The following is a 23,544-nucleotide window of genomic DNA, read 5'->3' on the forward strand; positions in this document are numbered from 1 at the left end:
ATATACCCCAGGGGGGTATATGCTAGAGAGCGGCATCGCCGCACCCCACCGAACCGAAGGAGCTTTCCCATGATCACCTCCCCGCCCCGCCTCTTGCCGATGGCCTCCCACGGCTGCAGCTGTTGCGGACCTGCCTCACGTGTCGACACCGTCTCCATCCCTGCCACCAGCGACTCGTCAGTAGGGAGGTCTACCCCTAGCTACCAGGTCACCGGCCTGACCTGCGGGCACTGCGCGAAAAGCGTGACCCAGGCCCTTCAAGCCCTCCCCCAGGTCGACGACGTCCAGATTGATCTCGCTGCTGGTGGAGTTTCCACCGTCACGGTCACCGGTGTCGTACCTCCGGAGATGGTTCGCCGGGCCATCGAGAACGCCGGCTACACCGTCTTATCCTGATAAGTTTTACCCATCATCTCGACCCCGACCGGGTTGAGTGGAAAGGAACGTCATGAGTACTCCCCATCATTCCGGCGATCACCATGGTGATCACCCCGCTCCGGAAACAGACCACACCTACCACCCGGATCATGCCAGCCACGAACACCACGCAGATGCTGACACCCACGGCCAGGCGATGCCCCACGATCACCCGCATTCCGCCCTGGACGAAGACCACCACGTTCATGGTCACGGCGAACACGCCGGACACAGCACCGCAATGTTTCGGGACCGCTTCTGGTGGTCGCTGATTTTGTCCATTCCCGTCGTTATTTTCAGCCCCATGGTCGCCCACCTGCTCGGCTACCACCTCCCGGCATTCCCCGGATCCACCTGGATCCCCCCGGTGCTGGGCACGATCATCTTCGTCTACGGCGGAACGCCTTTCCTTAAGGGCGGATGGAAAGAAGTGAAATCCCGCCAACCCGGGATGATGCTCCTGATCGCCATGGCCATCACCGTGGCGTTTGTCGCCTCCTGGGTCACCACTCTGGGGCTGGGCAGTTTTGACCTGGACTTCTGGTGGGAGCTGGCCCTGCTGGTGACCATCATGCTGCTGGGCCACTGGCTGGAGATGCGCGCTCTCGGGGCCGCGTCCTCCGCGCTTGACGCGCTGGCTGCCCTGCTGCCGGATGAGGCCGAGAAAGTCATCGACGGGACCACCCGCACCGTGGCCATCTCCGAGCTGGTCATCGACGACGTCGTGCTGGTGAGGGCCGGTGCCCGGGTGCCGGCCGACGGGACCATCCTCGCCGGAGCCGCCGAATTCGATGAGGCAATGATCACCGGCGAATCCCGTCCCGTCTTCCGCGACACCGGTGACAAGGTGGTCGCCGGTACCGTGGCCACCGACAACACCGTCCGCATCCGGGTGGAGGCTACCGGCGGGGACACCGCCCTGGCCGGGATCCAACGCATGGTTGCCGACGCCCAGGAGTCCTCCTCCCGGGCCCAGGCCCTGGCGGATCGGGCGGCGGCGTTGTTGTTCTGGTTCGCGCTGATCTCCGCTCTGATCACTGCGGTGGTGTGGACCATTATCGGCAGCCCGGACGATGCCGTGGTGCGCACGGTCACGGTGCTGGTCATCGCCTGCCCGCATGCCCTGGGCCTGGCGATTCCGCTGGTCATTGCGATCTCCAGCGAGCGAGCCGCGAAATCCGGGGTGCTCATCAAGGACCGGATGGCGCTCGAGCGGATGCGCACCATCGACGTGGTGCTCTTCGACAAAACCGGCACCCTGACCGAGGGTGCGCACGCGGTCACCGGTGTCGCGGCAGCTGTCGGCGTCACCGAGGGCGAGCTGCTGGCCCTGGCCGCCGCCGCGGAGGCCGACAGCGAGCACCCCGTGGCCCGCGCCATCGTGGCGGCCGCGGCCGCCCATCCCGAGGCCTCCCGTCGGCAAATCCGTGCAACTGGTTTCAGCGCCGCCTCCGGCCGGGGGGTCCGGGCCACTGTCGATGGCGCTGAGATCCTCGTGGGCGGGCCGAACATGCTGCGCGAGTTCAACCTCACCACCCCGGCCGAGCTCACCGACACCACCAGCGCCTGGACCGGGCGTGGGGCTGGTGTGCTCCATATTGTCCGCGACGGTCAGATCATCGGTGCGGTGGCCGTCGAGGACAAGATCCGCCCCGAATCCCGCGCCGCCGTGAAAGCCCTGCAGGACCGCGGGGTGAAAGTCGCGATGATCACCGGCGACGCCCAGCAGGTGGCCCACGCTGTCGGTCAGGACTTAGGCATTGATGAGGTCTTCGCCGAGGTCCTGCCCCAGGATAAAGACACCAAGGTCACGCAGCTGCAGGACCGAGGTTTGAGCGTGGCCATGGTCGGTGACGGTGTCAATGACGCCCCTGCTCTGACCCGTGCGGAGGTCGGTATCGCCATCGGTGCTGGCACGGATGTGGCCATGGAATCTGCCGGGGTGATCCTAGCCAGTGATGACCCGCGGGCAGTGCTGTCGATGATTGAGCTGTCCCAGGCCAGCTACCGCAAGATGATCCAGAACCTGATCTGGGCCTCTGGCTACAACATCCTCGCCGTGCCGCTGGCCGCCGGAGTGCTCGCCTCGATCGGGTTCGTGCTGTCCCCGGCCGTGGGCGCGATCTTGATGTCTGCCTCGACCATCGTGGTGGCCCTGAACGCCCAGCTGTTGCGCCGTATTGATCTGGATCCGGCCCACCTGGCTCCGACCGAGTCGAAGGAGGAACACACCACGCCTACTCCGGCATCCACCGCCGTCCACTGATCCTCCACTTCTCTCCTCTGCCCCCATATGACTCTGAAAGGCTCCACCCTGGCGCTGGCCGCCTGCGGTGAGGCCACCGAGTCAGGCAACACCGACACCACCACCTCGGCCACCAGCCCTGCGACGACTGAGGCGAACGGGGAGATCTTCGCCGATCACAACGACGCGGACATCATGTTTGCCCAGATGATGATCCCCCATCACCAACAGGCCGTGGAGATGAGTGAGATGCTCCTGGCCAAGGAGGGTATCCCCGCCCCCCTTTTCCCTTAACCCGTTCATGACGATACGAGGGAAGCCATGGAAGCTACCAACAAATTTATTGATCGAGGCACCTACCGGAGTCTCTCCACTGTTGAAGACAAGCTAACAACGACAACGATGACCGGCGTGCTGCTCATCGTGGCCACAATAGCCGCCCTTATTTTTGCCAATTCCGGCTTATCGGATTTCTACTATGCACTTCGCAGCACCGAGGTGGGGCGCGATTTTGGTTTTCTCAATTTGCGTCTTTCCCTGGGAGCATGGGCAGCCGATGGGCTGCTCGCAGTGTTCTTCTTCCTTGTCGGCCTGGAATTAAAGCGGCAGTTTGTCTTGGCGATTTGCGCTCCCCCCAGCCGCGCCGTCGTGCCCGTAGCCGCCGCGATCGGCGGCGTTGCACTGCCCGCAGTAATCTTTGTGGGGATCAATCTCCTAAGCCCGCACGGTGCGCTGGATGGGTGGGGCATCCCCGCAGCCACGGATATCGCCTTTGCGGTGGCCATCCTAGCGATTGTGGGAAAACACCTTCCTGATGCCTTGCGCACCTTCCTTCTCACCTTCGCCGTTGTGGATGATCTCATCGCCATCACAATCATCGCCGTGTTTTATTCCAGCGACCTTCAGCTTCACTACCTGGCGGTGGCGCTTATCCCGTTAGCCGCGTTCCGGTTCTTGACAGCAAAGTACGAGGACTGGTTTAGAAAGTCCTATACCAGCGCGTGGCTTCTTCTACTACACCGGCAGGCTAAGCCTCGTCCCCGGCGAGAATAAGGAAATGGCCACATGGCGCAAGAAAGTGTTCTTCTTCCTCTACCACAACCAGGCCCAGCCCATCGGCTACTTCCATCTTCCTCCGAAGCGGACGATCGACTACAACTCGCGGCTGATTCTATAGGATGCCACTTTTCCTCTGAAGAAAGCCCGGAACAATGACCAAAGCATTGGCTATTACGTTCATCTGTTGAACAATTGGAGTCAGCCTACTTTTCTACAGTCTTCAAGTACGGGGTATTGCCAACGCACAGCACGACAGTCAGAGCCTGCCTTTCCACTCTGAACAGATCAGAGTTTCGACTAACATCGAGATGTGTGAAGACCAATTGAACTTTTCCATAACGGTCAGTTAACTCACTATTTACGCAAACCAAGCTTTGCTAAGATGACCTCCCAAAGACACCCAGTCGCACGGAGTGCAATATGCTGAGATGTTTAGCCCCAGTATTGATAACCCTAGGCCTCATTTTCCCCTCGACCATTGCGGGCGCGAGCGAAACTTCCGTTCATGAGCCAACTACAGTCTCCCCTGACAGCTCGCTCAGCCTGAGCTGGTCAGAAATAGGCTCACTATCCCGCTCAGCTACCCCACAAGCAAACTATTCCACTTCAACAAATCAAACGCCTACCGGAGGGCTGAGGACTGAAATAACAATCACATCAGCTAATGCGCCTACTGCCTTTCGCTATGAATTGCATATTCCACCAAACTCCCACGTAGAAAAGATGAGTGATGGGACAGTCAGCCTCAACGTAGATGGCAAACCTGTCGGGTCTTTTCGTAAGCCGTGGGCTAAAGACGCTAACGGACAACTAGTGCCCACCGACTTCGAGATAGATGGAAACACTCTTGTTCAGAGGGTATCTCACAGCTCCAATAGCTCATATCCTGTGGTGGCCGACCCACATTTCGAGTGGCAGGTCATTTCCGGAAAAATCTACCTCAATAAAAAGGAAACCCAAGTCACTGGCGGATTGGCTGGAGCTACTTCAATAGCCGCCATTCCTTGGCTGGCTGCGATTCCTTCAATACCCACAAAAATCGCATCCACGGTACTTGGATCCATCGCGACAATCGCCGCATGGGCTATCACCGCCCACAATCAAGGCGTATGTCTTGGAATAACGGTTGGTGATTTCAGCGGATTTCCGCCTTCCCCAGTCTCAAACTTCCACCACACCGGGGAGCACTGCAATTAAGACACAACCTTTCAAATACCTCGTTTCACTTGCTATTTGTTTACTAACGGCGGCCGCTGTGCTCCACAACAGCGACGCTTGGACCACTTCAAAAGCGCTGGGTGCTCTAGCAGCCCTTGCTATTACGGGTGTATTACAGGGACTTGTCGTACGACGTGTCCGCCTGTGGGTTGCCATTCTTTTAAGCCTCATTGCCATGTGGATGTGGGGCTTCAGCTACCTTCTTACCGTTGGTGAGACCGCCCGTATTACTACCACGTCGCTTTTAAACATGGTCTCGATTCTAGCGATTATAGCCCTTGTTGCAATCGTCCCAGGCAGTCACAAGGACAACCGAGAAGAGTAGGCTTACGCCTCGGCGGGGATATTCCCCAGCGCCGAGTTCACCGTGCCAACCAGCACACCGAGAGCGGTCAAGGGGATGGCGAGCACTCCGAGACCAATACCCCAGGCGGGCGACTCGTCGCCCTCGGTGTAGTGGGCGAGCTCGGCAAGGGCAGCCAGGCAGAAGGCCTCGAGACCAAGTGTCTGAGCAGACAGTGAGACATCCACTTTGCGGTTGTGGCGGGCGTCGACAAGCGTCCAGGTAGCAAGCCCCACGGAGAGGAGGACAGGAACGGCGGCGGCGGGGCGCGCCGTGATGAGGCGATCGGGGCGCAGGTCAAGGCCCCAATGGGTGGGGAGCGTGACATCGCGCATGCCCACGAAGTGGCCCGCGACAGCGGCGAGCGCGACGCCGGCAAGTGGCGCCCAGGTGAGTGCCTGAGAGACCCGGGCCGGGGTGTGCGCTTCTAGGTCAGGGAGGGAATCGTCGGGGCGGATGAGGCCCGTGGCGACGGCCACCTTGCCCAGGTTGAGGTTCCAGCCAAGACCGTACGGCTTGGCGATAAGCCACGAGGGGTTTTCCTTATGGCGTACTTAGATCTGGATGCCGAAGCCCGCGAGGAACTTCTTCACAATCTGGATGAGATCCGGAATGGACATCCACTGGTTGAGAACCGGGATGAACACCTGGCTGGCGGGCTGGCCGGAGCTCGTCACGGCGGTGCCTTCCGGTGCAGGGGCGGGCTGCAGGCCGGCCGCCTCAACGGTTGCGGGTGCAGCAGGCGCAGCGGGCTGCGTAGGCTGAGCAGGTTGTGCAGGAGCGGCAGGCGCAGCGGGCGCAGCGGGTTGCGCGGGCTCCGTCGTCCGCGCCGCCGACCCATCCTTCAACCCACACCTGTTCGCGGCCTCGTCGATGCGGCCGAGCGCGGCGATGATCTGTCCGCCGCGCGCGTCGAAGGCGGCGACGGCGCGCGCCTGGGCGACCTTGTTGTTATAGTCGGCGGTGTTGGTCCAGTACTTGGAGGCCTGCGCGCACGAGATCTGCCCGTTGGGGATGGCGTGCAGCGCGTTGTCGATCATGTCGGCGTGTGCTGCCGGGGCCACGAGCGTCGCGGCGAGTGTGCAGCTGACAATTCCAGCGCGTAGTTTCGTATGCATGGTGCAGAGTATAAACAACAATAGTCACATGCGTAACACAGTTGCCCGTGCAGAGGCTGTGACTATGCGGTACGGAACCGGTGAGAACGCCGTCACCGCCCTGGATAACGTAACCATCGCCATCCCCGGCGGCCAGTGGACCACGGTCATGGGTGCCTCCGGCAGCGGCAAGTCCACACTGTTGCACGTGTTGGCGGGGCTGACCGTCCCCACGAGCGGCCAGGTGTTCCTCGGTGACCGCGACATCACGCGCCTGTCGGAAAACGCCCGCGCGCGCCTGCGCCGCACGGACATCGGCGTCGTCTTCCAGGAGTTCAACCTCGTCCCGGTCCTCAACGTCAAAGACAACCTCCTCCTGCCCAGTCGCCTCGCACACCGTGTGGACAAGGACTGGTTCGAGCATGTCGTCGCCACCCTGGGCCTCGGCGACCGCCTCCGTCACCTGCCCCGCGAGCTCTCCGGCGGCCAGCGCCAGCGCGTCGCTGTGGGGCGCGCGGTCCTCACCCGCCCGCGCCTCATCCTCGCCGACGAGCCCACGGGGAACCTCGATTCGAAAACCTCCCGGAGCGTCCTCTCCATGTTTCGTTCGCTTGTCGACGATCTGGGGCAAACGCTTTTCATGATCACTCACGATGCGTCCGCCGCCGAGTACGGGGAGAACACCCTCCACATGCAGGACGGGAGGCTCACCGCGTGATTCGCCTCGCCCTCGCCCAGCTGTGGCACCGCCCGCTGCGCTACCTCGCCCTGCTGCTCGCCGTCGTCGCCGCGGTTGCGCTCACCGTCGCCTCGGCGGCGATCGGCCTGAGCATCACGGACTCCGTCAACCGCACGTTCGCCGCCCCGTACGCGGGCGTCGCCTCCGTCGTGGAGGACGCGACCGAGCCCGCACCCGGCGCCGTCCTCGACCGCGTCACCACCGCCCACCTGCTGGAAGAGGGCAACCTCTACACCACGGTGACCATCACCGGCATCACCGACGGCCCCCTGCAGTGGCGCGACGTCATCGGTGGCCGACTTCCGGAAGCACCGAACGAGGTGGCGACCACCGGTGCGACGCCACCGATCGGATCGGAAGTGACGCTCCTCATCGGCAGGGAGACCGTCACCGCAACCGTCGTCGGTGCTGTCACACCGAGTGCGACGGAACAGCTCCTCGGCGCAGGCGGGCTCGTCGCCACCAACGACGCGATCGCCACGTGGGCTCCCCACTCCACAGGCGAGCTTCGCTCCTCCGTCCCCCTCAACGAGGGCGTGAGCGCCGCAGAGCACATCAAAAAGGTAACCGCCGAGTACTTCTCCTCGCGCAACAAATACTTCCTCCTCCTCGGCGCGTTTTCCGTCGTCGTCGCGATCGTGGCGGCGCTGACCATCTACTCGGCCATGTCCGTCATTGCGGGCGCCCGCATCCGCGAGTCCGGCCTCGTCCGCGCGATCGGTGCCTCGTCGGTGGGGATTGTCGGATCGTTCACGGTGGAGGCGCTCGTCCTCGGCATTATCGGCGTTGCCCTCGGCCTGCCCCTTGGCCGCGTCCTCGCCCACTACGCGGCGGGCCTCGCCGCCGACCTCGGGATCCGCGTGCCGCTAACCGACGTCAGCGTCCCACCCGCCTGGCTAGCCGCAATCGGCCTCGCCGCCGTCGCCGTGACCGTCGCCTCGTGCCTGCCCGCAGCGCTGAGCGCCACCCGCCGCAGCGCGTTGGACAGCATCTCCGGCGCAGCGGGCCGCACCCTGCCGGTCCTCTGCGCCCTCGTGGCCATCGCCTGCGCGGCCGCCGCCTGGTTCATCCAGCCCACGGGTGTTATCCGCGCCGTCGCCGTCGGCGGTTTCGCCACGCTTGCCGCAGCGGGCGCTGCAGCCCTTGTCATCCCTCTTATCCTCCGCATCCGCGTGCCGCTGCCGCGCCTTGGCCTGGCGCTTGGCTACGCCTCCCGGCAGTGGACCCGCTCGGCGGCGGTCATCGGCATCGTCACCGTCGCCGTCGCGCTCGTCGGCGCGGTGACCACAGGCTCCGCAGCGCTGCGGAGCCACTTCACCGATGTGGCGAGTTCCCAGGGCACCATCGATGTCGGCATCACCTCCCTGACCGGCGACATCGACCCGCAGCTGGTGGAGGACCTCCGCGCCGCGCCGGGCGTCGCCGCCGTCGACGCCCCACCCAAGGTGGCAGAGGGGTTCGCCGTCGACCCCCACTCGCCGGTCCTGCGCACCCCCATCGCGCCGGGACACGTGAGCCTCCCGCGCGGCGCGAAGACCACGACCGACCTCCCCGTCGTGCGCACGAATAACATCTTTCCGCTTGTGGACGCATCGATCGTCGACAAGCCAGGGCGAACAACCACCGCCCTCATCCGCCTCGAAGGTGGCCCGATCCAGCCAGAAACCGCCCTCGACCCCGTGCGCGCCGTCGCCGCCACCAGCCCCACCCCGGTGACCATGGCGGAATCCTTCAACCGCCGCAGCGACATTGTCCGCATGGTCGAGCGCCTCCTGTCCATCACCCGCCTCATGAGCCTCGTCGCGCTCGCCATCGCCGCCGTCGGCATAGCCGGCACGGTCCTCCTCTCCTGGCGCGAGCGCGCCGCCGACCGTCGCCTCCTCACCACCCTCGGTCTCACCAGCAGCTTGTCGACGACCGCCCTCGAGCTTGTCCTCCTCGTCGCCCCCGCCACCGCCATCGGTTGGCTCGTCGGCACCTGGGCGGGCCCCTTCATCGCCGCCGTCGCCACCACATAATGAACGCGGCACCAGGGGAAAACCCTGGTGCCGCGCCTGTGAAAATGTGCACGTGCCCGCGCTTACGCGTCGAGCAACCGCTGCCCCACATAGGAATCGCCGTCGCGAATCCCCGGTGGAACGATATACATCGATGACGCGACGTGCTGGAGGTACTCGGTCATCTGATCTGTCGCCATCCGCTGCAAAATCGGGATGAACGATTGGGAGGGGTCCCGCACGTAGGCAATGAAGAATAAGCCCGCGTCGAGACGGCCCAGGTCTGTAAGGCCCTCGGTGTAGTTGTAGCCGCGCCGCAGGATGCGGTGCCCGCCGTTATGATCCGGGTGGACGATCGCCACATGCGAATCGATATCGATGAGCGGCTGCCCATCCTCATCCAGGGCAGTGAAGTCGGGGTCGGTGAACTCCTCCCCGCCGGACAGCGGCGCACCCTCGACCTTGTTGCGGCCGATGGTCTTCTCCTGCTCGCTGAGGATGAGCTCGTCCCACACCTCCATCATCATGTGGATCTTGCGGATACACAGGTACGTGCCTCCGGCGGCCCACTCGCCGCCCTCGTCCTCCGGCTGGATCCACAGGTGCTTATTCAGCTCCTCCTTCGAATCCTCGGCCTTAATATTGCTCGTGCCGTCCTTGAACCCGAAGAAGTTACGCGGCGTCTGCTGATCCTCCGATGTAGAGGACGTGCGACCGTAGCCGAGCTGCATCCACCGCACGGAGGCGAGACCAAACGCGATGCGCTTGAACTGGTGCATCGCGTGGAGCACCACCATCGGGTCCTCGCCGCAAATCTGAATGACCAGGTCCGTGGACCCCTTCGCGGGATCCAGCTTCTCCGCCGCCATCCGCGGGATGCCCCGCTCCAGCACGCGCGGACGCTTGTGCTCGAGCTTGAACTTCTCAAACAGCGACGACCCGAACCCAAAGGTTATCGACAGTGCGCCGGGGCCGAGCCCGAGCGTCTCGCCGGTATCGTCCGGCGGCACGTCGTCGCGCACCTTCGGGTCGTTGACCTGGTCGCCGGCCTGCATCCGCTCGGCGGCGAGTGTCCAGTCGGTGAGCAGTGTGACGAGGTCCTCTTTGCGGGTGGCCACCATGTCGAAGGCGACCATAATCATCTGCTGCTGCGCCGGCGTGAGGATGCCGGACTGGTGCTCGCCGCGGAACGGCACGACTTCGGCGCTTGCCTCAGGCGAAGCGGAACTGCACCCGCTAAGGCCCAGAGCCGCGCCGGCGCCGCCCATCCCAAGGAGCATTGAGCGGCGTGACAGTTCGAAAGTCATGAGACGATGGCCTCCGTCAGCTTTGCCAGCGGGACGCGCAGTGCATCGACGAGATCAGACAGCTCGCGGCGCTGCGCGTCATCGAGGTCGGTGTAGGACACGTAGCCGTTACCAGACTTGTGCTTGTCCAGGTTCTGCTGCAGCGCATCGATGCGGGCAGAAATGGTCTCGGCGAGCTCCGGGTCCTTCTTCTTCGCCAGCGATTCGACGTTGCCGTAGGCCACCTTCGCGCCCTCCAGGTTGGCCTGGAAATCGTACAGGTCGGTGTGGCTAAATGCCTCTTCCTCGCCGGTGATCTTAGTCGTGGCGACCTCCTCCAGCAGGCTGATGGCGCCGTTGGAGATGTCGTCGATGTTGATGGAGAACTCGTCGGAGTAGACGAGGTCGTACAGCTTCTGCGTGTCGGCGACGAGCTGGTCAGCCGTCTTCTTGCGCTCCTCGGCGGTAAGCGGCGTGTCCCACAAGTCCTTCTCGGCCTTGTGCCAGCCGGTCCACTCGCGGCCCTCGGTGTCGTCGGACTTCTGGTAGTCGGCCTCGCGCTCGTCGAGGGCGGGGTCGATATCGCCGAACGCCTCGGCGGTGGGCTCGATGCGCTCGTAGAACATGCGCGACGGCGCGTACAGGGCCTTGGCCTTCTCGGTATCCCCGGCAGCGTATGCCGCCGCGAATTCCTTCGTGGCCTCGAGCAGCTGGCCGGTCTGATCCTTGACGTAGGCGGTGTAGTTCGTCACAGCATCGTCGATGGCCTGCTGCTCATCGGCGCTGACATCGACGGCCTCGCCCTGGGTAACCGTGAACGGCTTATCGCCGACGAGTGACCCGACCATGTTCTTCTTGCAGGCGGTGACGTACTCGCCGGGCTCAAGCAGGACGGTGTAATCGGTCGTCGTGCCGGGGCCGAGGTTTTCGCGCTCGCCCACAATCCGCAGCTTGTCGGGGGCGAGGATCTCGAACTCGTTGCGGACGGTGCCCTTGTTGGTGAGCTTGAAGTTAACGCGACCAGACGGTACCTCGGAGGTGGACACCTCGCACGTGTCGTCGGTGATGGTGACCTCAATCGGGGCGTTGCTGTCTGCGGCGGTGTCCCCGCCACTAGGTGCGTTGGCTACACAGCCGGTGAGGGTGAGGGGCAGCACGAGTAAGGAAAGAAATCGGATGTTTTTCATGAGACTTTCGGGTGAGTATGACGGATAAATAGTGGAAGCACGATGATGAGGTACAAAGCCCACCCGAAGAACTGGAGGTATGTGGGGGCGAGATTGACGTTAAACATGGCTTCCAGGAGGACGAACCACCAGCTTGTGGCGTCCAGGAAGGGGATGTGACCATCGAAGTAACTGGAGATGTCATAAATGGTCACGCCCCACCCCGGCAGCACTCCCGCTTCCTGGAGGTCGCCGATGCCGTAGGAGACGATGCCCGCAGCAACGACAATGAGGAGTAAGCCTGTGGCGAAGAAGAACGTGGAGAGGTTGATCTTGGCGGTGCCGCGGTACACGAGCCAGCCGATGATGATGGCTACGATGAGTCCCGTGATCACGCCGGCGGTGGGCTGCCAGAACCCGCCTTGCGACGTGGCCTTGACTGTTGCCCACACGAAGATGGCCGTTTCCACGCCCTCTCGTCCGACGCTAATGATTGCGATCCAAACCAGTGACCAGCCGCTGCCTGACTTTAATGCGTCGAGCGCTTGCTCCCGCAGGTTGGAGGTCATCTTCCGGGCGTGCGTGGCCATCCAGAAGATCATCCACGTGAGCATGCCCATCGCCACGATGGATAGCGTTCCACCGAGCACTTCCTGTGCCTGGAAGGTGAGGGTGTAGGGTCCCCATGTCATGATGGCGCCCGCAGTCAGCGGAACGACCGCCGCGAGTATGACCCCCAGCCAGAGGCGGGGGAGAACGTCGCGACGATTCGTTTTCACCAGGGTTGCCACGAGGATGCCGACAACGAGTGAGGCTTCTACGCCCTCTCGCAGGGCAATAAGAAAGTTGGCGAGGAACAACGGTGTGTCTTTCCGGTTCGGTAATCAAAAGCTGCCTGAGCGCCATGACCACCCAGGCAAAGGTAAGGCTACCCTAAGGCGCGTTTTAGAACAAGACCACCCTCCCCTAAAAGGTGTGAGTTGCTACCTACCGAGGCAGTGGCGCGTCCAGATCAATGTGCCGACCGAAGAGCCACGCGCGATCCGTCAGCATCCGAGCGGTCACCATCCCGATCCCGATCGCCAGCACGGTCAGCGCCGCCGTCGCCGCCGCGGTCACGCCCATCTGCATATCGCCCAGGTTGAGGGCATAAATCGAGGCGAACATCGAGGGTCCCGGGATCATAATCACCGCTGCCGGCACCGTCGTCGTGGTGCGCGGAATGTGCGCCTTTTTCGACGCCACCCAGCCAATCAGCCCGATCGCCAGCCCGCCGACAAACGCCCCCGCATACATCGTCGCGCCTGCATACACGAGCCCCAACCGGATCAGGTTGCCCACCGTTCCGGTCACCGCCGCGATGCCCACCATGCGTCGCGACGAATTGAACAGGAAAGCAAACCCCGCTACGCCGACGAAGCTCGCCACCGCTGCCCGGATGAAAAAGTTCGGGTCAGCCACCTGCGGCACGTGCGCCGGCGGCTCCATCCCCGTCATCCAACTGACCAGCGCTACCGACAGCGTCGCCGTTGCGATAAGCGTCACCGCATACGCGAGCCGGGAAATCCCCGCCGCGAAGTCGAACCGCGACAGGTCAATAATCGCCGAGAACAGCGGGAACCCCGGCACAACGAACAGGACAGACGCCACAAACCCCGGTGCCGCCGCCTGCGTCAGCCCGAAAAGCTCAATGATCACCCAATACATAAGGCACGCGGTAACGGCCCCCGCCGCCACCGACGCCAGCTGCCGGGCGTGCTTCTTCGCCAACATTCCGCGCACGAACTGCCCGCTCGCAGCGGCGACGGTGACCATCAGGGCGTCGACAAGCGTGAAATGGTTGAGCACCGCAAAGCTCGCGCACGCGAGCCCCGCAGCCACCACGAGGACCGGCAGCGACCACCGTTTGACCACCATCTTTTCGATCTCGTCGAGCTGCTCATTCAGCCACTCCGCCGTGATCTGCTGCCGAATCCCGTGTGTCAGGTTCTCCAACGCCTCAATCCGCGACGCATCCACCCCCGGACTGTCCTGCGTGGCCACAATCGTGCGGAAATCATCCCCCTTGTGGAACGTACACGTAATCGTCGTCACCGCGATCGACGCGTCCAGCCTATCGAACCCCAGCGCTCGCGCCACCCGTTTCATCGCACGAATCACCCGGTAGCCGCCAGTCCCAGCGCCCATGAGCAGCATTCCGAGACGCAGGACCGCATCGGCCTCCACGCCCATTCTGTGCTGCGCGCTCTCCACAAAAATCACTCCTTTTCCAATTGGCTAGTTCTACCCCTCATCCCCGCTCCTGGCCAACTTTTCGCTTGTCGACGCTTCCTACCAGGCATGTTCGAAAAGGTACTCTTGCGGGTGGCTGGGGTGTGTCATGATGTTTTGTGTGAAAAAGAAAATGATAGCCCTTGCCGTTGCTGCGGTCACCGCCGCAGCGCCCGCATACGCAGAAACCCCACCTCAGAACACAAGCTCATTCTATGAAGAGGACGGAGAGACGCTCACCCCTGGAGCGGTCGCGGTCGTCTCCGTCGTCTCCACGATCGGTGTGCTCGGCCTCATCGCCGCTGGCGGGGCCTGGGCCGTGTCACAGGGCTTGCTTCCGAATCCGTTTGCGCCTGCCCCACCAGCACGGCCCATGTATAACGATCTCTGCTCTGAACAGGAGGTTCTACAGCCCGCCCGTGGTGCTGATGGATCGCAGCTTGTCTGCGTTTTCGCCGGTCGCGATTTCCGCTGGGTTTACGGCCCCCGTCCGCTGGGCATTGGTACCGCTCACGAAGGCGGCTATTGCACCGTCGACGGCGGCCAGGATGACCAGGGGCGGATGATGATGTGCCTGGACAACGAGTGGATCTACGGGCCCTAGGCCTCCTCGACCCGCACGGTCATACCGATCTGCGTCCACTCCCATGGTGCAAGTGACACGCCCCTGGTGACATCCTCGCCGAGGAGAGCAGGTTCAACGCAGACAAAATTTTTCCAATCATCGTCAGGCAGATCGCCTGGCACGGCGGCACCCGGATTCCAGATGACCGTGTGATCGTGGTCGTGGCCGGTGACGGTGATGCGCCGGGCGCCGTCGACGATGGTAATAGGCGAGGTGGTCGTCGTGCGTTCGTCGACGACGCCACCATCGAATGTGAGGCCGTCAATTTTCACCGCAGTGACGTCCTCCACACGGAAATATGGGTGGAAGGCCAGCTGGACATCGCGACGGCGCGAAGCTGCATTCCTGCACTTCAAGATTATCGCAAAGCCCTTGGGCGTGGTCTGAATGCCGAGCCTCAGATCCCACTCGTCGTGCCGAATCCGGCAATCGAATCCTCCCGGCACCTCCTGGCACTCCCACGCTTTCCGACGCGCCCACCCATGCGCAGGATCCTGGCCTGTCAGATCATTGAACCACGGCGCGATGATCGGCACCCCGCCGCGAATCGAGCCCCCCTCAGAAAAATCGGCCTCGGGGGACAGATAGAGGAGCTCCCCGAGATGCGAATCCGCAGAGAGCAGGTGCGCACGACCGTCAGCTATGGCCAGCGTTGTGCGAGCATCTTCGGAGTACGTAAGGCGGGCAGGAGTTGCGCTATCAGGAGTGGTCATATCGCTCATAGTAGTGGAGTAGTGATAGCCGATGGCAGAATCGGCACAAATGCAAACAAAATGCTGGACTGCCTTCATTGGTCACCGTGGCGCGAAGTTTACTACAAGTTATCCCCGCAGGTGCGGGGCAGATTAAGAGGTAGAAACTACGCCACGCCATATAAAAGGCACATCCCCGCAGGTGCGGGGCAGATGCAGGCGTTGAATGGGGTGGCCGGGATGGTTGCGGCTCATCCCCGCAGGTGCGGGGCAGATACTGGTTAACCGGGCAGCAAGCAGCACCTGAGGGGCTCATCCCCGCAGGTGCGGGGCAGATGGGTTTTGCCGTTTTAACGCTCTGACCTGCTTGGGCTCATCCCCGCAGGTGCGGGGCAGATCGCAGGTGTGCGAAACCCCAGGAAAACTAGCAGGGCTCATCCCCGCAGGTGCGGGGCAGATGTTTTGGTGTGTTTCAGGCGGCGTGATCGTTGGGGCTCATCCCCGCAGGTGCGGGGCAGATTGGTCGCTGAGAAGGAAAAGGAAACAGGTGAAAGGCTCATCCCCGCAGGTGCGGGGCAGATTGCACGCCTGTCAGGGACGCGAAGATGCCCTTGGGCTCATCCCCGCAGGTGCGGGGCAGATAAGGGACGCCTAGAGAGAGGCGCGCGGCGGGGGCTCATCCCCGCAGGTGCGGGGCAGATTTGCTATCGCCCGCACGGCGATTAGGAAAGTTCGGCTCATCCCCGCAGGTGCGGGGCAGATGCCGGCACGGACCCGGATATTCATGTGGAAAAGGGCTCATCCCCGCAGGTGCGGGGCAGATGTCGATAGCGGCCTGAATGGTGGCCACCTGGGGGGCTCATCCCCGCAGGTGCGGGGCAGATCTGCCCCACCCAGTCCAAAAATGGGCGGATCGCGGCTCATCCCCGCAGGTGCGGGGCAGATGACACACTATATGCACTTTTAGTGTTAATGGAAGGCTCATCCCCGCAGGTGCGGGGCAGATGAACCTGATGGGGTGTAGCGCAACTCAGGATCAGGCTCATCCCCGCAGGTGCGGGGCAGATTGCGTGAGGCTCCACGGGGGCCGGCGGAGCCGGGGCTCATCCCCGCAGGTGCGGGGCAGATACCAAAAACTCGTAGACCCGGCAGGTCATGCGGGGCTCATCCCCGCAGGTGCGGGGCAGATGTTCCGTGCTCGACCTGTGCCTCTACGACGAGGGGCTCATCCCCGCAGGTGCGGGGCAGATCAAATAGGTTCTACTCTGACCCCAGCCTGTGATGGGCTCATCCCCGCAGGTGCGGGGCAGATGTTCTGTCGACGGAGACGCCGGCTACTCCGGACGGCTCATCCCCGCAGGTGCGGGGCAGATTAAAATAATGCCCCGGCGGGGCGGATGGGATGGGGCTCATCCCCGCAGGTGCGGGGCAGATTGCGAGTGTCGATGTAGTTGAAGGCGAAAGACAGGCTCATCCCCGCAGGTGCGGGGCAGATTAAAACCCATCATTTTTATCCCACGAGCCAGGCGGCTCATCCCCGCAGGTGCGGGGCAGATGCTATCTGAGCAGGGGAGATGAGCGCCGATTTTGGGTTTTGGCTTTAGCTTTGTTTTTGCTAGTTTCGGCTACCGTTTGCGGGAGCGGTACATGTTGCGGGCTTTGCTCCAGCCGGTGCGCCGCTGTGGGGGAGGCCGTCGCGCGGGGCGGCGTATGAGAGTGAGGCCGTCGTAGTCGGCGGGTTGCCATTCGGTCCGATGGGTACGAAACTCTAAACCTTGTTCGTTATCGGAGCTCCAGACCAAAATGGCAGATCCGTCTTTGCACAGTTCCACCGTGCGTTTCCAGATTGCCTCCCGGATCCGAGCACTGGGTCGCCCAACAAAAACGGTTGGGGAAATCTGGAACAACCATTTAGTCAGGTCACCGCGAAGACCGGCAGGGCAGGCGGTGACGACGAGGACCATCATCGATGTTCCTCCGACCAATTCATTCCCGCAGGGATGGCAGAGATTTCGTTCCAAAGGAATAGTTCGGCATTGAGAGGATCGCCATCGTCGTGAACTTCCATTAGGGAGTACAGGTCTTTGACCATTCGGGGGAGGAGTTTTGTTTCAACTATGGCATCGCGAATGATGTGGCGGATGTCCTGTGGCGCGGTCATCGCATTAGCAGCAACCGCCTCGAAAGCTGCGGGGATAGTGATTTCCGCTTTATACAGGTCGGCAATGTCGTAAACAAACGCACGATCTGTTCCCATGTGAACCACCCCGAGGGCCGGGACGAACCCCAGACCACAGATGACGGCATGAGTGATGCCGTACAGGGCGGCGTTGGCAGCGGTGAGAGTTTTGTTTATCGGATCACCGAGTTCAAATTCGTTCGGATCATATTGCCGCCGTTCCCAGGGCACGCCGGTGCGAGCGGATTCGCGAAGATAGATCTTCTTCATCCGCGACCCCTCATAGCCACGAAGCTGTTGCATGGTCGCGGTATCCACGTTGTCGTCGGGAAACCGCATGGCGTACATGCGACGGGCGCAGGCGAGGCGGCTTCGCTGGTTTGAGACGATCATCGCCTGCTTTTCTGCGAAGCGGGCGGTCTTAGCCGGTGGGCGACCACTGGCGTAGTAACGCACACCTTTTTCGCCTACCCAGCAGGTAGAAACGCCACTATCGCCGAGGATTGCCATCGCGGCATAGGTGATTGAGGTTCCCGGCCCCAGCATGAGCACGGCTAATGCTGTGGCGGGCACGTGTACCACCCCACGTTCATCCGTGATGGTTATAGCGTTAGCGTCACGGCTTACCGTTGCACGTTCCACATAGAGGAAGCTGATGCGTTCTTCCATGCGGGTCAGCGCCTGTCTGTCCAGCGGTAATTGACGTGGGGTGGCCATTGTTATCTCCTGGCCAGGGTCATGAGGCCAAGGCCGTAGGCACGGCCTTTGCCGATTCCCTGGGTTAGAGTAGCCCGCAGCGCTTCGGCGTCGGTGACTTCTAAAGTCCCCTCAAACCGAACGGTGGTGAGGGCTACAGTCCGTTTGTGGTCACGAGGATTCTTGGAAAACCTCATGACCTTGCGGTTTGCGATCCGCAGGTCAGATTCAGCACTGTCACCTTGTGGGAGAACTTTGAAACCATTCTTTTCGGATCGTTGCAGCAGCCAGTCAATCTGTTGGTCGATTCTGGCTAGAGGAACCGACTTCCCTCGCTTACCTCCAGTTTTCAGGCTGATTGAAGGGTTGGCAAGGAGCTCAAAGCACCATTGCTGACCTTTGGCAAGAGAGCTGAGAAGCTTGTCATAATCGGCTGTTTGGGCTGGTCGTGTTGACCAACCAAGTCGATCTGCAAGTTCTGCAGTGTCGGGTCGTTCCGGCCCCACGATATAGAGGATGTGCTCGTTATCGTGTTGGTCAAGGCGCCAGAGAACACGCCCGTTGTCGGAGGGGAGATCTGGTGGGAACAGGCCGCGCACCTCTGCGTGCATTGCCTCGGGATTGGTGAGAACCTTACGGCCATGGCGCTTCTGTGGGTTGACAAATACTCGTGTAAAAGTGGTCATGAGCTGATCACGGTGTCAAAGAACCTATCCTTACTTTGCGCGGAATCGTTTTCAAAGGATGCTTTCCGTTCCTCGACCACAACGGTGCGCCAGCCGTATTGCCGGTGCTCTTGGGAAAAGGAAATCGGAACGTCGCACTTGCTCATACCTGCCTCGCCAGGCTTTGCATCGCGGTGAATCGGCAGATACACCGTCGACGAGCGAGCCTTGCGGTGATGAGGAGACGCGTGCCACGGTTCGTCGACAAGCGCCTGGACAACATCGGTATCACGAATTCCAAGGACGAGATTGGGCGGGGCAGGACATGACCTGCGGCCGAGAAACAGCGGGAATCGTGGCCGCCGCAGCGACTCTGCCATAGCTTCCAGGAGCTCCCGATCCTCCGACTCGACAGCGGCGACGAAAGCCGCATCGGAGAGGTAATAACGGGTGACGAGCTGTGCCGAAGCACCTTCCTTTACTTGCCATTGCTGGGCGGTCTGATAGTCCCGCAGTAGCGTTCCGGGTTGGTCAACGCGGACCGCCAGGCGCAGTTGCGCGAGATCTTCCAAGGGATCGCTGCGACGCCTACCCTGAGCGGCCGCGATTAGTCCAACGATTCCGGACTTGGTAGGAACAGCCGCTGTCTCACGCGATTTATATCGGCTGCTGTCGCCCCATGATTGCATGGGGCCTTTCAGCAGCAGGAGAAGCGAGTGGGTCATGTTAGTTGCTCGCTTCGTCCAGGGCCTCGCCGAGAACAGTGGTGAGCTCGGGGAGCGTCGTTTCTGTTGCCAGCTCTGCGAATGCCTTGCGCAGATCGCCGAGGCCGATGACGAAAGCGGCCTTGGGCTTGAATCCGTACTGCTCTTCAATCTCGCGTTCCTGTTTAGACATCGCTTCGGCTGCTGCTTCACGGCGGCCATGATCGGCAGTGGCTGTTACGGGAGTTTCGAATGCGTTCACCAAGCTGACCGGGCGAGTATCGCGGATGGCGATGTACACGAGTTCCGGAAGCGTTTGGTTGGCAAAGGTGTTTTTCACCGCAGTGATGAGCCCTCTTAGCTTTTGGTAGAAAAGCCCGTCCCGCACATGCGGGAATCGAGGGCAGAGCCATAATCCGTATGTCGCCGTTCACTGTGCTGTACATGACTATGAATGTATACAACGGTTGCCACATCGCATTGAGATCTTTCGAACAAAACCTAAGTCCACAGCTAGGAGCCGTAATTTTCGCCTGGAAAAACCTCTAATAGCCCCAAATCCATGTCGTAGCGAAGGAGATGGCCGTTGAGTTCAATCTCGTGTTCCGCATTGAGCCGCAGCGCTACCTCTCCCTTGAGTTGATAGTCCTGCACCCAACCGACAGGCGTATCCATTTCAAGCTGGTCAAGAACCTTATTCAAGGCAGTGTCGTAGGGCGTTAACCGTGAGGGGAGGCGAACAGAACTAGCAGCGAGCGCAAAAGCTGTGTGACGCTCGGGTTGCGCATCATCGGCGATGTCCGGACTTTCTGGCAAAGCGAGGGGAATGTAGCCGTATTCAGTGGAAACGATGGGAATTACCTCTACTGTCGGTGTCGAGTCGCGCACCTGCGCCAGCCCCTTGGCCTCTTCATTTTCAGCGGATTCCTTGGGACCAATGCGTTCGTAAAGCCGTTGCAAACTTCGCTCGTTTGCGACGCTGCGCGGTTCAGGTATGCGATAGGAATCTGCACGCGCTCGGGACAAATCGATGGCTTGAGCGTGTTGCTTTGCGGCTTCGTTCCACTGTTCCTCCCAGCCGTCGGGGCAGGTTAAAGCTGGAGAATACGTCTTTTGTACAAGTTCAGAAACGTCAGAGGGGGAGGTAAAACCGCGGGCAAATAGGGTTTGCATAGCCACCGCCGTTGTCGCGAAAAGTATGGCGGGGGAGTACACAGCCGCAGTTCCAGCCTCGAATTCAGGTACAGGATCCCACGTTTCCACACCGCGGATGTACACCTGCGCGTTACTGACGGGCTCGGGCCGGTCAGATGCTGGTCTGTTGTGGCGATACACACGCCCGATGCGCTGAATCAAAAGATCCATTGGCGCAATATCGGTAACGAGCAGGTCAGCGTCGATATCGAGGCTTTGCTCCGCAACCTGGGTCGCCACGACGACGAGGCGATCTGGTCTCCCATTCCCGCGATGCGCATGGGGCCCCAGCTTTCTTCGGAGCTCCTCCTCCTTGCGCGCCCTATGGGACGCCATAAACGCCGCATGATGGAGCTCTACCTCACCAGGAAATCGCGCTGAGAGCTTATCAAATGCCTCCTGAGCTCGCCGAACGGTGTTGCAAACGACAAGCGCAACACCCCCTTCGCGCAACTTATCCTCCAGCAGACCAGCGACCGCTTCGCCGTCGTCGGCAAGCTTTTCCACACTGTAGTGTTTGCTCTCCGGTCGGGTCTCTACTGGTTGTTCTCGTCCCCCTTGCTTGTCGACGATCGTTAGTAACGGATAGGCACTCGATCGTACGGTCGGCTTCTCGATGTTCAACCCCTTGGCGTATGCACTGGCCAGTGCCTGCCGCTGAGAAGTCGGAAGCGTGGCACTCATGATGATGACAGAGCACCCGTAGCGGGCGAGCCACTGGATAGCTACTGCTAGATATTCGTTCATGTAAACGTCGTACGAGTGTGCCTCATCGATAATTACCACCTTGCCGGAAAAACCGAGGTGGCGAAGCATGAGGTGTCGAGCTTGAAGCGCAAGCATGAGAACTTGATCGACGGTGCAAACCACAAAGTTGGAGAGGATTCCTCGCTTCCTTCCAGCTAACCACCGCGTCGCAGTTACCGTCCCGAACTCGTGTCGATCACCAATACTGCCAAATCTTAGCTTCGTAAAGTCCCTGTTCAAAGAGCTTTTCGAGTGTCCAAGGAACATAGTCGAGACCTCAGACTCAGGCGTCGTCCGCATCGCCCAATCAGTGACGCGGTTAAACAGTCCGTCGGCTGTTGACATCGTGGGAGCCGCAAACACGATACCTTGACTCCCCGCATGGGCGGCTAGGACATGAGCCGCAGCAAGCCCCGCCTCTGTCTTGCCCTCGCCGGTAGCAGCTTCGATGATGAGAAGTGTAGGTTCCTTTTGAGCACGGGCGATATCAACCGCCGCCTGCTGAATGGGGCGAATCTTGTAACTATCAGGCCAGTTAAAGGCAGAGGAAAAGTAGGTGGCGTCTTGTGGTGCACGAACCTGTGGTGACCACGGGGAAGAAAGCTCGATGCTATCCACGCCACGGCGAACACGATCCTCTTGTGAGTGTGTGTCATTGAGTGGAAACGCCATCTGGTTGGAAGCAATCCAGTCGCACATGATGACGAACCCCGTAATGATCTGAGTCGCAGGCGTAGTTAGCGGTTTCGTGATTTGCTGAAGCACCTCATTAAACCCCGTCAGCTCTGCAATCTTGTCCAGGATTTCCTTATGCGCGGCCTTCCATCCTGCCGAATACTTTGCCATAGCTCGCGCGGCCTTTGCCACCCCAGGCTTAGTCGAAGGAACCCCATGGTGTGCGGCTGCGATCGACGCGATACTGAGTCCAACAGGACGCGATACTTTGTGGTTTAGCAGCCAATCGAAGAGGATTGCTTCGGATGCGCTGGAGTGCGGGTAGTACTCAAAAGCTGACTCCGTCTTCGGTGCAACGAGGCTGAATCCCGCGTCTTCTACGCGCTGCGAGTACATCCCCATATCGCCCCTCGAATCCAACTGGGACTGGAAAGTGCATGATATTTTCCCGATGTCATGCGTCCCGACGACAAAAGTGACCAGGCTACGCAGCGCCTGCTCAGTCATTGAAGTCTCCCGACGAAGAAACGCTCTTGTTTGATTACTTAGCCACGTCTCCCAAAGCTCATCGGCGACGCACGCGGCATCGACAAGATGCTGGGGTACCGACAAGAAATCCCCACTCTTATCCGTGGAGTCTTCCGGAGTCTTAGCCCAAAATGAACGGATTTGTGGCTCAAAACTGGCGAGCACTTTCTCGGATGCCGAGCTAAACCTTGACATAATTCTCATCATAAAATGCGAGTGCACACGGTTAATGAGAATTTCGAAAATTGCCGACTTTTCTTTGCCACCGAGCTAACCGAACTAGATAATTCTGAGTCCCAGGACATATTGAGGTGATAAACCGGAAACACCTAACACTAAGCCCCTGGCCGGTCGAATCGAAGCTGATTCAGGCCAGTTTATGGCGAGGGGAGTGGAGCTAGATAGCAATGTGTGCTCATCCCCGCAGGTGCGGGGCAGATTGAAGCATGAAAGTCAGTTCAACGGTAACGCAGGGCTCATCCCCGCAGGTGCGGGGCAGATTCGGAGCCTGTACCACCCGGTGCGACAGCCTCAGGCTCATCCCCGCAGTTGCGGGGCAGATGTTGATTCTGTGGCTTCGAGCAAGGTGGCTGGCGGCTCATCCCCGCAGTTGCGGGGCAAATGAGCACCTGGCCGATGGTCGGGTGCTCTCGCCGGGCTCATCCCCGCAGGTGCGGGGCAGATAAGGAGCACAGAGGGGAAGATGCGGGTGATGGTGGCTCATCCCCGCAGTTGCGGGGCAGATTTCGTAAATTAAAGGCCAAGGCCCCTACGAACGGGCTCATCCCCGCAGGTGCGGGGCAGATCCCTGCCACCCGCATCCACGGCACCAATTCCTGGGCTCATCCCCGCAGGTGCGGGGCAGATGCGCTGTACAGCAGGCCACCGACGGTGAAACTGGGCTCATCCCCGCAGGTGCGGGGTAGATGCCACCTGGGCAACGATGTTGCCGGTTTCGCGGGGCTCATCCCCGCAGGTGCGGGGCAGATGAGAAAGGGATG

21 protein-coding genes, 1 pseudogene and 2 CRISPR repeat arrays (1 of these 24 running past the window's edge) are annotated in these 23,544 nt (G+C 61.1%); of the genes and pseudogenes, 9 read left to right on the forward strand and 13 right to left on the reverse strand.

The genetic code is table 11. From position 1 onward, the window contains the following. Positions 1-69: 69 nt before the first annotated feature. The 6 genes and pseudogenes from CGLUCO_RS00820 (at position 70) to CGLUCO_RS00840 (ending at position 4,918) form a co-directional block, all read left to right on the forward strand. Positions 70-396, forward strand: coding sequence for a heavy-metal-associated domain-containing protein (locus tag CGLUCO_RS00820; protein ID WP_005392903.1), 327 nt, complete (start codon positions 70-72; stop codon positions 394-396). Positions 397-448: 52 nt separating this feature from the next. Next, on the forward strand, positions 449-2,683 hold the full coding sequence (locus CGLUCO_RS00825; RefSeq protein ID WP_084035974.1) for a copper-translocating P-type ATPase: 2,235 nt from the start codon (positions 449-451) through the stop codon (positions 2,681-2,683). A gap of 27 nt (positions 2,684-2,710) precedes the next feature. Continuing rightward, positions 2,711-2,941, forward strand: a pseudogene (locus tag CGLUCO_RS00830) (DUF305 domain-containing protein); the annotation flags it as partial. A 42-nt stretch (positions 2,942-2,983) separates the two neighbouring features. Then, on the forward strand, positions 2,984-3,715 hold the full coding sequence (locus CGLUCO_RS00835; protein ID WP_331252792.1) for a Na+/H+ antiporter NhaA: 732 nt from the start codon (positions 2,984-2,986) through the stop codon (positions 3,713-3,715). Between the two features lie 4 nt (positions 3,716-3,719). After that, the gene (locus tag CGLUCO_RS13100) at positions 3,720-3,839 is read left to right on the forward strand and encodes a KUP/HAK/KT family potassium transporter (RefSeq protein ID WP_005391197.1); all 120 of its coding nucleotides are present in this window, start codon (positions 3,720-3,722) and stop codon (positions 3,837-3,839) included. A gap of 605 nt (positions 3,840-4,444) precedes the next feature. Next, positions 4,445-4,918 (forward strand): hypothetical protein, encoded by a 474-nt coding sequence (locus CGLUCO_RS00840; protein ID WP_143336832.1) that lies wholly within the window; start codon positions 4,445-4,447, stop codon positions 4,916-4,918. Between the two features lie 348 nt (positions 4,919-5,266). Here CGLUCO_RS00840 and CGLUCO_RS00845 read toward each other — a convergent pair whose 3' ends face one another. Both CGLUCO_RS00845 and CGLUCO_RS00850 read right to left on the reverse strand, forming a co-directional pair. Then, the gene (locus CGLUCO_RS00845) at positions 5,267-5,761 is read right to left on the reverse strand and encodes a hypothetical protein (RefSeq protein ID WP_084035976.1); all 495 of its coding nucleotides are present in this window, start codon (positions 5,759-5,761) and stop codon (positions 5,267-5,269) included. A gap of 75 nt (positions 5,762-5,836) precedes the next feature. Beyond that, positions 5,837-6,400, reverse strand: a complete 564-nt coding sequence (locus CGLUCO_RS00850) for a hypothetical protein (protein WP_005392890.1) — start codon at positions 6,398-6,400, stop codon at positions 5,837-5,839. On the opposite strand from CGLUCO_RS00850, the gene CGLUCO_RS00855 reads away from it, so the two are divergent. Together CGLUCO_RS00855 and CGLUCO_RS00860 are read left to right on the forward strand one after the other, a co-directional pair. Further along, positions 6,399-7,097: an ABC transporter ATP-binding protein gene (locus CGLUCO_RS00855; RefSeq protein WP_005392889.1), complete on the forward strand. Its 699-nt coding sequence runs from the start codon at positions 6,399-6,401 to the stop codon at positions 7,095-7,097. The two genes, CGLUCO_RS00850 and CGLUCO_RS00855, sit on opposite strands and share 2 nt — an antisense overlap. Beyond that, a complete protein-coding gene (locus CGLUCO_RS00860) occupies positions 7,094-9,136 on the forward strand; it encodes an ABC transporter permease (RefSeq protein WP_084035977.1) in 2,043 nt (680 codons plus the stop codon). Before CGLUCO_RS00855 ends, CGLUCO_RS00860 begins: the two co-directional genes overlap by 4 nt. A gap of 62 nt (positions 9,137-9,198) precedes the next feature. Here CGLUCO_RS00860 and efeB read toward each other — a convergent pair whose 3' ends face one another. The 4 genes from efeB to CGLUCO_RS00880 form a co-directional block, all read right to left on the reverse strand. Further along, on the reverse strand, positions 9,199-10,422 hold the full coding sequence (efeB, locus tag CGLUCO_RS00865) for an iron uptake transporter deferrochelatase/peroxidase subunit (RefSeq protein WP_005391178.1): 1,224 nt from the start codon (positions 10,420-10,422) through the stop codon (positions 9,199-9,201). Next, positions 10,419-11,588 carry an iron uptake system protein EfeO gene (gene efeO, locus CGLUCO_RS00870; protein ID WP_005391176.1) on the reverse strand — a complete coding sequence of 390 codons (1,170 nt, stop codon included), beginning with the start codon at positions 11,586-11,588 and terminating at the stop codon, positions 10,419-10,421. Before efeO ends, efeB begins: the two co-directional genes overlap by 4 nt. After that, entirely contained in the window at positions 11,585-12,427 is an 843-nt protein-coding gene (gene efeU, locus CGLUCO_RS00875; protein ID WP_005391174.1) for an iron uptake transporter permease EfeU, read from the reverse strand. Before efeU ends, efeO begins: the two co-directional genes overlap by 4 nt. A 127-nt stretch (positions 12,428-12,554) precedes the next feature. Then, positions 12,555-13,799, reverse strand: coding sequence for a threonine/serine exporter family protein (locus CGLUCO_RS00880; RefSeq protein ID WP_198481505.1), 1,245 nt, complete (start codon positions 13,797-13,799; stop codon positions 12,555-12,557). A gap of 151 nt (positions 13,800-13,950) precedes the next feature. On the opposite strand from CGLUCO_RS00880, the gene CGLUCO_RS00885 reads away from it, so the two are divergent. Continuing rightward, positions 13,951-14,442 carry a hypothetical protein gene (locus CGLUCO_RS00885; protein WP_232622015.1) on the forward strand — a complete coding sequence of 164 codons (492 nt, stop codon included), beginning with the start codon at positions 13,951-13,953 and terminating at the stop codon, positions 14,440-14,442. Here the strand turns inward: CGLUCO_RS00885 and CGLUCO_RS00890 are convergent. From CGLUCO_RS00890 to cas3, 7 genes are all read right to left on the reverse strand, one after another. Further along, entirely contained in the window at positions 14,439-15,185 is a 747-nt protein-coding gene (locus tag CGLUCO_RS00890) for an aldose epimerase family protein (protein ID WP_141759700.1), read from the reverse strand. The genes CGLUCO_RS00885 and CGLUCO_RS00890 overlap by 4 nt on opposite strands. 96 nt (positions 15,186-15,281) lie before the next feature. Beyond that, a CRISPR array of direct repeats spans positions 15,282-16,711; the repeat unit is 28 nt; unit sequence GGCTCATCCCCGCAGGTGCGGGGCAGAT. A gap of 69 nt (positions 16,712-16,780) precedes the next feature. Continuing rightward, the gene (cas2e, locus tag CGLUCO_RS00895; RefSeq protein ID WP_040428981.1) at positions 16,781-17,122 is read right to left on the reverse strand and encodes a type I-E CRISPR-associated endoribonuclease Cas2e; all 342 of its coding nucleotides are present in this window, start codon (positions 17,120-17,122) and stop codon (positions 16,781-16,783) included. Beyond that, entirely contained in the window at positions 17,119-18,051 is a 933-nt protein-coding gene (gene cas1e / locus CGLUCO_RS00900) for a type I-E CRISPR-associated endonuclease Cas1e (protein ID WP_084035980.1), read from the reverse strand. The genes cas2e and cas1e overlap by 4 nt, the downstream gene beginning before the upstream one ends. A 2-nt stretch (positions 18,052-18,053) precedes the next feature. Continuing rightward, positions 18,054-18,716, reverse strand: a complete 663-nt coding sequence (gene cas6e, locus CGLUCO_RS00905; protein WP_070742094.1) for a type I-E CRISPR-associated protein Cas6/Cse3/CasE — start codon at positions 18,714-18,716, stop codon at positions 18,054-18,056. After that, positions 18,713-19,420, reverse strand: a complete 708-nt coding sequence (gene cas5e, locus CGLUCO_RS00910) for a type I-E CRISPR-associated protein Cas5/CasD (protein WP_005391142.1) — start codon at positions 19,418-19,420, stop codon at positions 18,713-18,715. The genes cas6e and cas5e overlap by 4 nt, the downstream gene beginning before the upstream one ends. Position 19,421: 1 nt before the next feature. Continuing rightward, the gene (locus tag CGLUCO_RS00915; protein WP_234985022.1) at positions 19,422-19,739 is read right to left on the reverse strand and encodes a type I-E CRISPR-associated protein Cas7/Cse4/CasC; all 318 of its coding nucleotides are present in this window, start codon (positions 19,737-19,739) and stop codon (positions 19,422-19,424) included. Between the two features lie 173 nt (positions 19,740-19,912). Then, positions 19,913-22,738, reverse strand: coding sequence for a CRISPR-associated helicase Cas3' (gene cas3 / locus CGLUCO_RS00920; protein WP_159447572.1), 2,826 nt, complete (start codon positions 22,736-22,738; stop codon positions 19,913-19,915). A 217-nt stretch (positions 22,739-22,955) separates the two neighbouring features. Further along, positions 22,956-23,544: direct repeats of the CRISPR family, unit length 28 nt; unit sequence GGCTCATCCCCGCAGGTGCGGGGCAGAT; it runs 4,026 nt beyond the window's last position.

This window comes from Corynebacterium glucuronolyticum DSM 44120, from assembly GCF_030440595.1.
GTDB classification, from domain to species: Bacteria; Actinomycetota; Actinomycetes; order Mycobacteriales; family Mycobacteriaceae; genus Corynebacterium; species Corynebacterium glucuronolyticum.